At 32.3% G+C, this 13,071-nt stretch carries 16 protein-coding genes; 6 read left to right on the forward strand and 10 right to left on the reverse strand.

The features are described 5' to 3' along the window. Positions 1-56 precede the first annotated feature (56 nt). The 6 genes from MK119_RS03940 (at position 57) to MK119_RS03965 (ending at position 4,077) form a co-directional block, all read left to right on the forward strand. Positions 57-773 (forward strand): hypothetical protein, encoded by a 717-nt coding sequence (locus MK119_RS03940; RefSeq protein WP_290671102.1) that lies wholly within the window; start codon positions 57-59, stop codon positions 771-773. A gap of 197 nt (positions 774-970) precedes the next feature. After that, positions 971-1,702, forward strand: a complete 732-nt coding sequence (locus MK119_RS03945) for a class I SAM-dependent methyltransferase (RefSeq protein ID WP_290671104.1) — start codon at positions 971-973, stop codon at positions 1,700-1,702. Beyond that, positions 1,699-2,370 carry a ZIP family metal transporter gene (locus MK119_RS03950; RefSeq protein WP_290671106.1) on the forward strand — a complete coding sequence of 224 codons (672 nt, stop codon included), beginning with the start codon at positions 1,699-1,701 and terminating at the stop codon, positions 2,368-2,370. Before MK119_RS03945 ends, MK119_RS03950 begins: the two co-directional genes overlap by 4 nt. Positions 2,371-2,483: 113 nt before the next feature. Then, positions 2,484-2,912: a DUF4268 domain-containing protein gene (locus tag MK119_RS03955; protein WP_290671107.1), complete on the forward strand. Its 429-nt coding sequence runs from the start codon at positions 2,484-2,486 to the stop codon at positions 2,910-2,912. 213 nt (positions 2,913-3,125) lie between these two features. Beyond that, positions 3,126-3,860: a TlpA disulfide reductase family protein gene (locus tag MK119_RS03960; protein ID WP_290671109.1), complete on the forward strand. Its 735-nt coding sequence runs from the start codon at positions 3,126-3,128 to the stop codon at positions 3,858-3,860. 34 nt (positions 3,861-3,894) lie between these two features. Further along, positions 3,895-4,077 carry a hypothetical protein gene (locus tag MK119_RS03965; RefSeq protein ID WP_290671110.1) on the forward strand — a complete coding sequence of 61 codons (183 nt, stop codon included), beginning with the start codon at positions 3,895-3,897 and terminating at the stop codon, positions 4,075-4,077. 93 nt (positions 4,078-4,170) lie between these two features. Here the strand turns inward: MK119_RS03965 and MK119_RS03970 are convergent, their stop codons facing one another. The 10 genes from MK119_RS03970 to MK119_RS04015 all read right to left on the reverse strand — a co-directional run bounded on the left by MK119_RS03970 (position 4,171) and on the right by MK119_RS04015 (position 12,744). Then, positions 4,171-4,623, reverse strand: a complete 453-nt coding sequence (locus MK119_RS03970) for a hypothetical protein (protein ID WP_290671111.1) — start codon at positions 4,621-4,623, stop codon at positions 4,171-4,173. A 4-nt stretch (positions 4,624-4,627) separates the two neighbouring features. Next, a complete protein-coding gene (locus tag MK119_RS03975) occupies positions 4,628-5,083 on the reverse strand; it encodes a hypothetical protein (protein WP_290671112.1) in 456 nt (151 codons plus the stop codon). Between the two features lie 50 nt (positions 5,084-5,133). Continuing rightward, on the reverse strand, positions 5,134-6,096 hold the full coding sequence (locus MK119_RS03980; RefSeq protein ID WP_290671113.1) for a hypothetical protein: 963 nt from the start codon (positions 6,094-6,096) through the stop codon (positions 5,134-5,136). Positions 6,097-6,164: 68 nt separating this feature from the next. Next, positions 6,165-6,659, reverse strand: a complete 495-nt coding sequence (locus tag MK119_RS03985) for a GNAT family N-acetyltransferase (protein WP_290671115.1) — start codon at positions 6,657-6,659, stop codon at positions 6,165-6,167. Between the two features lie 24 nt (positions 6,660-6,683). Then, entirely contained in the window at positions 6,684-6,968 is a 285-nt protein-coding gene (locus MK119_RS03990; RefSeq protein ID WP_290671117.1) for a hypothetical protein, read from the reverse strand. Then, positions 6,956-7,150, reverse strand: a complete 195-nt coding sequence (locus MK119_RS03995) for a hypothetical protein (RefSeq protein WP_290671119.1) — start codon at positions 7,148-7,150, stop codon at positions 6,956-6,958. The genes MK119_RS03990 and MK119_RS03995 overlap by 13 nt, the downstream gene beginning before the upstream one ends. Before the next feature lie 62 nt (positions 7,151-7,212). Next, positions 7,213-8,301 (reverse strand): hypothetical protein, encoded by a 1,089-nt coding sequence (locus MK119_RS04000; RefSeq protein ID WP_290671121.1) that lies wholly within the window; start codon positions 8,299-8,301, stop codon positions 7,213-7,215. Positions 8,302-8,397: 96 nt separating this feature from the next. Then, positions 8,398-8,838 (reverse strand): translesion error-prone DNA polymerase V autoproteolytic subunit, encoded by a 441-nt coding sequence (gene umuD / locus MK119_RS04005; RefSeq protein WP_290671123.1) that lies wholly within the window; start codon positions 8,836-8,838, stop codon positions 8,398-8,400. Between the two features lie 12 nt (positions 8,839-8,850). Continuing rightward, positions 8,851-10,116: a Y-family DNA polymerase gene (locus MK119_RS04010; protein ID WP_290671125.1), complete on the reverse strand. Its 1,266-nt coding sequence runs from the start codon at positions 10,114-10,116 to the stop codon at positions 8,851-8,853. 132 nt (positions 10,117-10,248) lie between these two features. Continuing rightward, entirely contained in the window at positions 10,249-12,744 is a 2,496-nt protein-coding gene (locus MK119_RS04015) for a zinc-dependent metalloprotease (RefSeq protein WP_290671127.1), read from the reverse strand. Positions 12,745-13,071: the final 327 nt, after the last annotated feature.

Below are 13,071 nucleotides of genomic sequence, written 5' to 3' on the forward strand. Positions count from 1 at the left end.
TCGGTATAGTTTTTGCAATAGGTAAATAAGTCATTAACACTCAAAACCAAAACATTATGAAGTTACCAATAAAAATGATCTGCTCAGTACTAATACTATTTGTTACAAGCGAAATTTACTCACAAATTGATAGAAGTGGTATCCGCACAGAATTTAATCCTTTTAGGAACAATATTAATTCGCTAGCGTATACTGATATTCCTAAAGAAGAAACTCTAAAAAGTGTTATTAGTAAAACAAAAGGTTCGCAGTTTTATGACGAAACGTTTAGACAAGCAACGATCTCCAACACCAAAAATGCTTTTAAGGTTCGCTACAACGCTTTTTTGGATGAAATGGAAATTTTAGACGGCGATGCTGTTGTGTTTATTGATAAGAAACACCAAAAACACTTGGTCTCTTTTCCTACTACCAATATCCATTATAAAGTATTAAAAGAAAGAAAAGACGATGAAAGGATTGCTTTAGGGTATTTTGTCCAATTAGAAGAAAACAATTATTTGTCCTTGTACAGAAAGGATCGTAAAAAGTATGTAGCTCCCGGAAGTCACAGACCTAGAGTCAACGGAGAGTTTAAAAATGCCCGCACTGAATTTTATGTAGAAACCAATAACTCAGGTATCGCCATTCCGTTACCAAGAAAAAATAAAGACTTTGCAGCTTTGTTTTCTACTAAAAGAGCACAAATAGAAGCTTTTATTCAACATGAAAATATAAAGGTTCAAAAAGAAGCTGATTTAATAAAGCTAATCAAGTATATCAATAATTTATAAAAACACTCAGGATACTATGCTTTCATAGGTATTATCAATACTTTGAAATTATTTCGCCCTAGCAACGACTATAAAAAGTGCAAAATACATTAATTTTGCACTTTTAGTATTTATAGTTAATAATTGGTTTAAGGGATATTAGCAAATAACCTAACCAATGTACACTTTGAAAAGTTCAGTGTACCCAAAAAGAAATTATGCAGTCAGAGAATACAACTTGGTACGCGTCGTGGTTTGATACTCCTTATTATCATATTTTATATAAAGACAGAGGATATGACGAAGCAGAGGCATTTATGAAACATTTAGTAGAGTTTTTGAACTTGCCCGAAGATGGAACTATTTTAGATTTAGCTTGTGGAAAAGGTAGACATTCCGTGTTTTTGAATAAAATGGGGTATGATGTAATTGGAGTCGATTTGTCTCCAAATAGTATTGCACTTGCATCTCAATTTGCTAATGATACGCTTCGCTTTGAAGTACATGACATGTGCAAGCCCTATTCAAAACAGTTTGATGCAGTGTTTAATTTGTTTACTAGTTTTGGCTATTTTGAAAACGAATCTGATAATTTGCGTACCATAAAATCTATCAAAACAGAACTTAATGAAAACGGCTTTGGTGTGATTGATTTCTTAAATGCAGATTTTGTTATAGAGAACTTAGTAGAAAATGAAATCAAAGAAGTAGATGGTATTATCTTCCGCTTGCACCGCTATGTAGAAGACGGATTTATTTATAAAGATATTCGTTTTGAAGCTGATGGACGCGAGCATCATTACACAGAAAAAGTAAAAGCATTGAGTTTAAAAGATTTTGAATCGTATTTTACTGCGGCTGATATCGATTTATTAGCTATTTTTGGCGATTATAGTTTGGGAAAGTTTGATAAGAAAACTTCCAGTAGACTGATTATGATTTTTAAATGATGTATTATTTACTACCCATCTTAGCCGTAATACTAGGATTTCTTTTTGTTACTATTTTTAAGCCGCAGCAAAAGCAGCACATGAAGTTATTGCTGGCGTTTAGTGGAGCTTTCCTATTAGCAATTACTATTTTTAATTTATTACCCAATGTTTTTAGCGATTATAAAGGACGTTATGGCATTTTTGTAATGGCGGGAATTTTGCTGCAAGTTTTCCTAGAATTTTTCTCTAAAGGTGCCGAACACGGGCATGTACATATAGATAAAGATAGTCAAAAATTTCCTTGGTTATTATTTGTAAGTTTAAGTATTCATGCGGTTTTAGAAGGTTTTCCAATGCATCAGCACGACCATTTGATTTATGGAATTGTAGTGCACAAAGTACCCATTGCTATTATTTTGACAACCTTCTTTTATAAGTCAAAAATGACAAGAACTTCTATCCTAAACTTCTTATGTTTGTTTGCCGTAATGACACCGTTAGGAAGCTTTTTGTCTGAACAGTTGACGTTTTTAGAAGCGTACCAAAATGAAATTACCGCGTTGGTTATTGGAATCTTTTTACATATTTCAACTACAATATTATTTGAAAGTTCGGAAGGTCATAAATTTAATTTGACTAAATTGTTAGTGATTATTAGCGCAACAGTATTGGCGTATTTTATATAATATACTTCGTGCTTCGCCCAGCATATAGACTTGGCTTTGCTCAGTATAGGCCACTTTTAGTTTTAAAAAGAAAATTTCGTATCAAGCAAGTTCAGAATCAATAAATATTTTTTATGTTTAGCAAGGCAGAATCAAGGAAATTACGACAAGATTTTTGGATTTCGTTTGGAAAATCTTTTCCTCGTAAGTGGGTTTTATATAATACAAAGATCCGAGATTTTTCGTTTAAGTTTTATTTTGACAAGAAAAAAGCGATGGTTTCTCTTGATATTGAAGATCAAAATCTTGAAAATCGTATCAAATACTGGGACAAAATGGTTTCCTTAAAAGCTATTTTGACAAACGAATTTCTTCCTAATGCTATTTTTGATGAAGCCTATGTTTTAGATAATGGCAAAGAAATTTCTAGAATTTACTTAGAAAAACACAAAGTATCTATTCACAATAAAAACACATGGCAAGAAACAATGATCTTCTTAAATGAAACCATGCAGCAGTTTGAAACCTTTTATTATGAATATGAAGATTTTATTAAAGCTTGATTAGACTTCGCTCTATCAGCTTTGTGTTAGAGTTCTCAGATTGTTGGACTTCTTGGATTGTTAGACTCCTTAGATTTTTTGGTTTTTTAGATAGGTTTCACATTTCAACAGATTCAATGTATCATTACTATTTTGGCAGGTATTCCTATTATTTTTTAATGTATATTTAAGTAACATTACCAACTGTTTGCAAACAATTTACCCATTAAAACCATGTTAAAACATCTCTTTTTACCACTGTGTTGCCTTTTATGTTTTACTACTGTACAGGCGCAAGAATATTACAAAGCAAAAAATAGTCCTAAAATTTATACCAAAGGCGAATTAGATAAGGTTATTCAAAGTCTTAATAACAAATTAAAAACCGATATTTCCATTACTACAGTAAGTTATACTATTGAGGAAACTATCAAACGAAACGATTCCATTATTAACTTTATTAGATATGATTTTGATCGTAAAGTTAATAGAACAGGAAAGATATACGATTTGGAAAATAAACCGTTCCCTGATTTTAAACTCCGAAATGTAAAAGGCGAAAAAATAACTCAAAAAGGCCTCAAAGGAAAGATTACGTTTATAAATATATGGTTTGTAAATTGTTATCCTTGCAGACGCGAAATGCCACTATTAAATATACTCCACGAAAAATATAAAGATAAAGTAGACTTTAAGTCCATCACTTTTGATACCAAAGAAAAGGTAAAGACATTTTTAGAAACAAACGCCTATACTTTTGAGCATTTGGTAAATGCAAAGTCTTTTATAAAGAATGATTTGGGTGTAAAAATTTATCCAATGATTATGATTGTAGATAAAGATGGTATTGTACGATATGTAGACAAAGGAATTCCGCCTAGATTTGATAAGAAGACTAAAAAGGTACTTGATTTTACCGAAAAAGATCTTGCCTATTTGGAAACCATTTTAGATGATTTATTGAAGTAGATTAGACTTCTATAAAACTTGACTTCAATAATAATTGCAAGAAGGTAATGATGGCTTTTATATTGTTGGCGATCAATTATCTGCTTTGTCAGGTTGGCAAGAAGGTGCTGTTTCTTCAGCATTAGTCGCTTTTGGTTTATGCGTAAAAATGGAAGGCTTTAGCGCTCCAAAATTACGACAAGTACCATTTACAGCACAGTTAGTGGAAGGACGATAGCTCTTCTTTAATTTTATAATAAAGTCCGTTTGTTTCTAAATAAGAAGCAAATGGACTTTATATATTATGATGTTTATTTCTCACTTATATTCTTTAATCTCCTTTTCCTTCTGGAACTATCACAAAAGCCCATTCAACATCTTCAGGAACTCCATATACTTCTAAAAACTTTCCTCCAAGACTGCTTATTTGAGACTTCTTGTCTTCTATTTCTAGACCGTACTTTTCTCCAAACATTAATTGGACTCCAATATCCAATGTAAGTGTATCAGTATCTTTTAGATCAAAGGTTTTAAATGTATTCGTTTCAATTTTTAAGCCTTCAACAACTTCTATTTCTTTAGAAGTTTCATTGTAAATGAATATTTTATATGACTTTCCTGTTTTATTATATGTAGCAGGTATTATAGAAATATCACTTCCTTTTTCAATAAATATGTTTCCATTTGAGTCTTCATATCTTACTTCTTTAGGTGATTTACCTGCACCTTGCTCACAGGCTATAAGCATTACTAGAATTAAAATTCTGAATATTCGTTTTATCATTTCATCAATTGTTATTGATTATTGCTTGTATTTTTTCAATGATTGTATTCAATTCAGCGATATAGTCTTCTCCAGCTTTTCTATTTTCATCATTCAACTTTAATGCTTCCGAAATTATAGTTTCAAGACTTAAGTCAAGAGATTTTAACACATCTGTCCAAAATCTTTTCCTTTCAGCTGGTGTGTGACATGGTCCGTCTGCATTATTTTTAAATCTATCTGGATTAATCACTAACAAATCATCATATTTAATTCCCATAGATACAGCTTTTTCTTGAAGCTTGTCTCGCTCTTCCCAATTATCAAACCAGTGTTCTCCATAATCATTATCTAAAGTAAAAAATCGCCCAATCCAAACTACTTCATTCCATTCTGTCAAACCAAGTTGATCAGCTATTACTTTATATTCTGGATTTACTACAAAACAGTCAAGTTCTTTTATGTATTTAAATATTTTCATTTTTCTTTAATTAATCATTACTGGTCTGATAGAATCTAAAGTTCAATTCATTACTCTTCTATTCGTTTAATCATAATTTCAATATCATCTGAGTTCAGGTTCAAAGATATTCCCATATCTCGCACTTCTGTTGTCCATTTTTCTTCAAAATTATGCCTAGCTTTTGCATTGGTAATTGGATGACAATAAGGCCTATTATCAAATGCCCTAATTAGCACTTTATTTATTTCTTCTACATTTATTTTTCGTTTTACTTGATTTTTTTGTGTTTTCTCAATAGCAAGTAAAATATTTTGCTGCACCTTAGGGTCTTTTTTAATTTCTTGTTCTACAATAGAATCTAAGACTAAAAACTTGACAGGAACAGATTCAATCTGAAATGCTTTTAAGCGACAATGCCCATCAAGTACAACATAACCACCAATACAACTCAAATACCAAACTAATATTGGTGGGCAAGATCCTTGTTTAACTAATTTTCGAAACCATTTTACCCTACCATTCTTTTCATTTGGCTCATTTTTTAATGCGACAAGGCTATCGTTTCGACCAATATCCCATGTAATCCATCTAGGATTTTCTACATCAAAAGCTTTGGCAATATCACCGACTTTAATTGAAGTGTTTTTTTCTTTGTTTTCAGGAGAAGCTCCAATCGTTAGTGTCCAAAGTCCATCTGATAGTATTGGTTGTTTTTCATCTCCCAAAGACTTAGCAAAAAAACGAGACCAGAATTTATAATAGTCGGCATTTTTTGATGCTTCAATAGTTTCTGAATTTATAGGTTTTATTGGCATGTCTTCCAATTCCCAATCAACTTTATTCTGCAAGAGCCACACGCCCCAATATTCTTTACCAAACGTTCCCCAAAGAATTGGGATATCTTTATTTAGTAATTTAAAACGGCAATTAACTCCTGATTCAAGCTGAAGTATTCCAGAAATTTTATTGTCAACTTCAATTCGTAAACCTGTCCATAATTCAGCGTCATTTGTGATGTCTTTCCAAATCATTTTTCTTCTTAAAAGTATACTTAAACTCTTTCTTTCGTGCAGTGTTTTTATTCCAATTCAAGCGCCATTCAATGCATTCCTTTTAATTCTTCTTTGAAATGTGCTACCTCTAATCGGGTTTTGCTATGAAATTTAAATCCTAATTTTATATAGAAAGCATTAGCGTTTTCATTGGTATCAATTACGCAAAGAAAAAGATTTTTTTTATTCTTTTCTTGACTATGCTTTATCATTTGGGTCATCACTGTTTTCCCGATTCCTTTTCCTCCATGTTTGGGAAGTATGTATATTTTTTCTAATTCGCAATTATCCAGTTCAGATAACTCCCTAGATGATTTATAATTCATTTTTAGAAATTCAATATTCTCTCCATTGTATTGAATAAAATAATATTCATAGTTATCATCTGCCAATTCTGAATTCAACCGATTGGTTCCAAATTCTTGTTCTAAATATAGTTCCATCCCATTTTTAGTCCAATGATCGGCAAATACTTGGGAATATGATTTCTTGCAAATTTCTTGTAATTCAGCAATATCTGTTAATGTTGCTCTTTTTAACATGTAGTTATGCTTCTTCAAATATTACTACTTCTTTTTAGATTCATACACGCCAAGTATTTCGTTGAGCTGCGCATTTTGAACCGCTGTCGTTAAACCTACTTCTTCTGCAACCACCAACATATCTGTTACATAATTGTATTCAATATCTCCTTTAATTTTTCCTCTATTTAGAATCTTTTCTAGTTTATTTTCTCGCTTATAATCAAGTCCTGCTTCGTTTAGTTTCGCCCAAAAATATTCCAAAGTTTCTCCTGCTGCTTCTTGAAAATATGTAAATACAGCTTCAATATCATATTTTAAAGATGCCATGTTTCTGAACTTTTTTCAGCTGTAAGCCTACTTACTTTATCCTTCTCAAGACAAGAAGTCACCCAATCTATATTTTTTGAATCCCAACCTTGCGGTGGATGTTTCTTGTAAGCTTCTATTGCAATATCTATGACTTTACATAGTTTTTCTACTTCTTCTGCATAGGATTTTCTTTTTGCCACATAACTAGTTTCTAATTTGTTTTTCTAAGATAAGGTTTTAACAATAATTAAATATCATTATCTTATTCACGATAACTTTCTTTATATCCTTGAATTGCTCCAAGCGCATTAAAAACACTGTCTTGTTCTTCTTCTAAACCCCAACCTTTTTGTGCCAATTCTACTCTTACTTCAGTTTCAGTTTTTCCTTTTTCAAATAGATAGACTGTATATTCAAGTACCGTTTCTGGTACTCTTTCAATAAGACTATTTAACACCATGGTTCCTGCCTTAAATTGAGCAATGATGTATGGAATTATTATTTGAAAAAGCCAGCTCAATACAAGTCCAATCCAACCTATATTGGAACTTTTAATGGTGAGTCCACCTTCAAGTCGTATTCCTAAAAATTCAAAAAAAGATACATCTACAATATTAGCTTCTGAAATAATCCATAGATATTGTGTAAATAAACTAGTTATAAACATGACTAACATCATACCTGCTAGAAGTATATTGATCATTTTAAAATTAATATAGTTCGTCTTTTTGAGAACTTTTCCAAATACATAGCCTATTCCCAGTCCCAGTCCTACTTCATATAATCCTATAATGTGTCCTAGATTTGTGATGAGTATGCCCAGAAGTACTCCAAAAATGATCGCAATAATTAAACCACCTATCATAGGAACAGCAACATGTGATTCTTTATGAACTATAGGTTTTGGCAATTCAGTAGGAACTTCATATTCTTCCCAACTCAACTCTTTTTCATAAGCTGCTTGTATTTCGGAAAGTTCACCACTTTTTTCGTAGGCTTCTGCTAATTTTTTAAATACTGTGATGAACACTCCTGTTCGCATTGAATTTCTTCCAAAATCAATAAAATTACCTTCTAACGTTTTGCTATGCACTTCAATTCTTCCAGTTGCTTTTTTAGTAATTGTAATTTTCTCGGTAAATTTCCCCCATGTATTTTTCCTTTTTGCCTCTATAGAGTTTTGACTAACATATACAATATTCCATTCCAATTTTTCAAAAACTTTAATTCCTAAAGGTATGATTTGAGTATCCTTAATTTTTGTAACAAACGATTCTGAAAATTCTGGTTTGTATTTATAAATAAACTTCTTTTTAATGTCTAATTGTATTTTGTCAATGTCTATATTCATTCGCGTGATAATTAATAGTAGTTTCTTAAAAATTATATATTCTTGACTATATGGGTATATTTTTGAATAGAATTGTTACTACTACTTTTTATACAATCATACTTTTTTAATAACATACGTCACAATTCCCCAAATAAGCAACTGCTTATCTTTGGTAACTTTGATAGGTTTGTAATTGTCATTTTCGGGCATGAGATATACACACTCTTCTGTTATTTTTAGGCGCTTTACGGTAAATTCACCATCTACATAACACACTGCTATTTTGCCATCTTTTGGGGAAATACTTTTATCTATTACTAATAAGTCGTTATTATCTAAACCTGCACCAATCATAGATTCTCCACTGACACGCGCATAATAGGTTGTGTTTTCATTTCGAATCAATTCTCTGTCTAAACTGATGCGTCTGTTTTTAAAATCATCTGCTGGAGATGGAAATCCTGCAGAGATTCCTTCTTCAACATACGGAAGTGCTATGTCTCCTTGAATGGATTCGTAAAATATGAGCGATCTGTCATTTTTGTATTTCTTCATTGTTCTCTTATATTAAATCGTATCACAGTTTAAGGTAATGATATCACTAAATTTTGTAGTGTATTCTGGCGATAAGTGCGCTTGTCGCATTTTCCATGTGCGTTGTAAATCTTGATTTGCCATTTTAATTTTTCGTCCTCCATATTTTTCATTTAATGTATCCATGGCTTTCATTAATTCTTTGTGTTTTGGATCTTCATTTTTGAATAAATCGAGTTGCAATGCATCCGTATTGATCAATCCCATGAGCATAACACCTGCTCTTTTGTATTTAACTCCTGGTTTAAAAATTTCGTTTAATGTCTTTTGTGCAAATTGATTGATGATGAGTGTAGAATTTGTTGCGTATGGTAACGTTACGACTTTGCTTGCTCTATATTGCGATTCGTTTCGTTTATTTCGATCACTTCTTAAAAACACCATCACAATGTTGCATGAACAATGTTGCATGCGCAATTTTTCTGCACAACGAGAAGCAAACGTGGCAATACGTTCCTTCATATTTTCTTTGTCTGAAAATGTAAATTCAAAACTTCGCGTCGTTGCAATGGCCTTTTTGTTTTGTACTTCATTTTCAAGTTGAATTGTAGGTTCGCCTTCTAAATCTTTTTTGAGTCGCAGTCCCACAATCGATATATTACGCTTTACCCAATCATCCGTAAGTTGTGTAAACTCATACGCAGTGTGCGCACCTTTGAGTTGTAAACGTTGGGCATTTCCACGCCCGATTCCCCAAATATCTTTTATAGAAAGCCATTTGAGCATTTTGATGCGTTTCTCTTCGGTATCTATTACATGATAACCGTTTGTTTTTTCGGGAAATTTCTTAGCAATATTATTAGCTGCTTTTGATAGTGCTTTTGTAGGAGCAATACCAACACTTACAGGGATTCCTGTACATTGGTAAATATAGGTTTTAATGGTATGTCCTACTGTTTGATAATCTTTTGATTCGGGCAATTTCAAAAAAGCTTCATCAATACTATACACTTCTACTTCTGGTGAAAAGTTTTCGAGAAGTTTCATAACGCGCTCGCTCATATCACCATATAAAGAATAATTGGATGAGCGTACTTGAATGTTTTTTTCAAGAATGATTTGCTTGTATTTAAAAAGTGGTGCTCCCATAGGAATTCCTAACGCTTTGGCTTCTCTACTTCTAGAAATTACACAACCGTCATTGTTCGATAAAATAGCCAATGGTTTGTCCATCAACTCTGGATTAAAAGCTCTTTCGCAAGAAGCAAAAAAACTATTACAGTCAATTATTGCATACATATTTAAGGGGAATTATGTATAAAAATAATTTGTAGTATGCTCTTTTAAGAAGAATTATGTTAGCTATTCCTGTCTTTGCAGCAAAAAAAAGCAGCTCGAAAGCTGCTTTTTATAAGGTATGTGAGAAATGTATTATTTTGGATCTAAAATAGCATCGATACGCTCAATAGCATCTCTTAAGTGAATTTTACTCATAGAATCACTTGTACGTCCAATAGCATTTCTTATTTGTCTTTTTAACGTGTTTAATTCAGCTCTTACAACAGCACGTAAGTCAGATTGACTTGTATTTAAAGGAGTTGATTTTACATAAGCACTTCCTCTAAATGCTTGCTGATTTTTAGCCGTCATTAAATATCCTAATCTGTCAATATGTGCTCTTTGTAAGTTACGACGGTACATATCAATAGTTCTACCAGAACGTAATTCTATCCAAACTCCGTTGCGTAAGTCACGCATTAAATCAAGAATTTTATAAGCTTCATTTCCGTTTAGCGCTTCGTTTTCTAATACACGTGCCAATCTACCTAAACTTAAGATTCTGTTTAATGAACGTACTTGCATTCCGCGAATTCTTTCAACAGTTCCAGAGTATTGTGTTTTGTTGAAAATTTCTTCGTCCAATAACCATTCTGGAGTTTTAAATAACTGATCGTTGATGAATTTTACAGCTCTTTTTTGATCTGCCTTTGCTACATGCGTATATACAGCTCCTTCTTGATCATAAGTTTTGTAATGCTCATATACACCACCAATGTTTGAAGAAACATGCCCCATATAACGATTGAACTGACCTAATACTTGACCGTACATTTCATCTAAATCATCATAATTTTTACCATCTTCTGCAGTCCACTTGATTAAGTTAGGAACAATTCTTTTTAAGTTTTTGATTCCGTAATCACTTGCTTTCATTGCATCATCTCCTAAATCTTCTGTTTGAGAACTAGGATCAACTACGTCACCTGCTTGTTGATGTCCAAATCTGTATAATGGATCACCTGCCTTTTCAAGAATCCAACTATCTAAGATTTTCTTTTCATCTTTTCCTGTTTTTGCTTCTAAAATTGGACGATATCCCCAATTGATTGAATATTTATCATAAGGACCAATATTTGGCATTAATGCTACTCCTTCGTCTCCTGGCTGTGCTACATAATTGAAACGTGCATAATCCATAATTGATGGAGCAGTACTATATTTTTTAGTGAACTCAGGACTACGTAAGTTTTCTACAGAATATGCAGCGCTACTTCCCATATTATGTGGCAAACCTAGTGTATGACCAACTTCATGAGATGATACAAAACGAATCAAACGTCCCATTACTTCATTTTTAAACTCCAATGTCTGTGCTTCAGGGTTTATTGCAGCTGTTTGAATAAAGAACCAGTTTCTTAACAAGCTCATTACGTTATGATACCAGTTGATATCACTTTCAAGAATTTCCCCGCTTCTTGGATCACTTACGTGTGGACCATTTGCGTTTGGAATTGGAGATGCTAAGTAACGAACTACTGAATAACGAACATCTTCTGGGCTCCAATCTGGATCTTCTTCTACGGTTGGAGGATCTTTTGCTATAATTGCATCTTTGAAACCAGCCGCTTCAAAAGCTACTTGCCAATCTTCGATACCTTGCTTGATGTAAGGTTTCCATTCTTCTGGAGTGGCTCTATCAACATAATATACAATTTGCTTTTTTGGCACTACAAGTTCTCCTCTTTTGAATTTTTCGATATCTTCATCTCTTACTTCTAATCTCCATCGATCTAAGAAAGTTACTCGTTTACTTTTTTGTGCTTTTAATCCGTAATCAACTTGACTACTTGTAAACCAACCTACACGCTCATCAAAATAACGTCGCTTCATTGGTTCTTTTGGAAGTAAAATCATTGAATTACTCATTTCTACAGAAATAGAACCTACACTTCCATTGGATGGTGGTGAACCTGCATTATATGTTTTAACGTGTCTAGCCTCAATATTTAAAGGATAACTCTTTAACTTATCAATATACGATCTGGAAGCATCTAAACGTGAAATCTTATATTGTCTTCTTCTAAATTGTGGAAGCCCTAATGCTTTCACATCTTTTGAAAACAAAGGAGTAACATCAATAACTGTATTTAATGAATCTTTACTAAATGCTTTGATTGGAAATGCATATAAAATAGGCTCAAAGTTAGAATTTACAACTGCTTCATGTACTGGCAATGAATCTTCTGCTACAACGCTATGAGAAACGACTCTTAGCAGAACTTGTTTTTTCTTTTTTTCCCAGCGAAGAACTTGCGTATTTTGCTTTCCTCCTCCAAAACCAAGCCCTGAAGCTGTTTTTGCAATTCTTGTCACCATTAACATCTCTCTGTTAAAAAGAGTATCTGGAATTTCATAAAAATATTTGTCATTTACTTCATGAACTGTAAATAGTCCTTCATCACTTTTTGCCTCTTTCGTAATTACTTTACTATAAGGCTGAATTCCTCCTTTTTTTGATTTCTTTTTAGGTTTTGTTGAAGCTACTGTTCCTTTCTTATTACTTGCAGAGGCTTTTTTCGCTGTCGAACAAGAAGTTATAGAAACTAACAATATCCCCAACAGAAATAGTGGTATTTTTCTCAACATAGTTTGATTAATTAGTTATGACTGTGAAATTAATAATAAGACAACACTAATAAGCTATGTAAAGTATATTTTAAGATATCTTTAACTTGAATATAAGATTCTTAGACGCAACCTAGTACAACATATTCTATTAAAAATATCAGTGACTAATTAAAGAATTCATTTATTAACTACAATCTGATGTAAAGAAAGAAAATTATCAGTTAGAAGGCATGAAGGATTAGAAGTTAAATTCTTAAATTTCTCACACAAAAAAACCCTTATCAGTTATGATAAGGGTTTTAAAAAAAGGCGGCGACATACTCTCCCACATTTCTGCAGTACCAT

It is taken from the genome of Kordia sp. (assembly GCF_022447245.1).
Classification (GTDB): Bacteria; Bacteroidota; Bacteroidia; order Flavobacteriales; family Flavobacteriaceae; genus Kordia.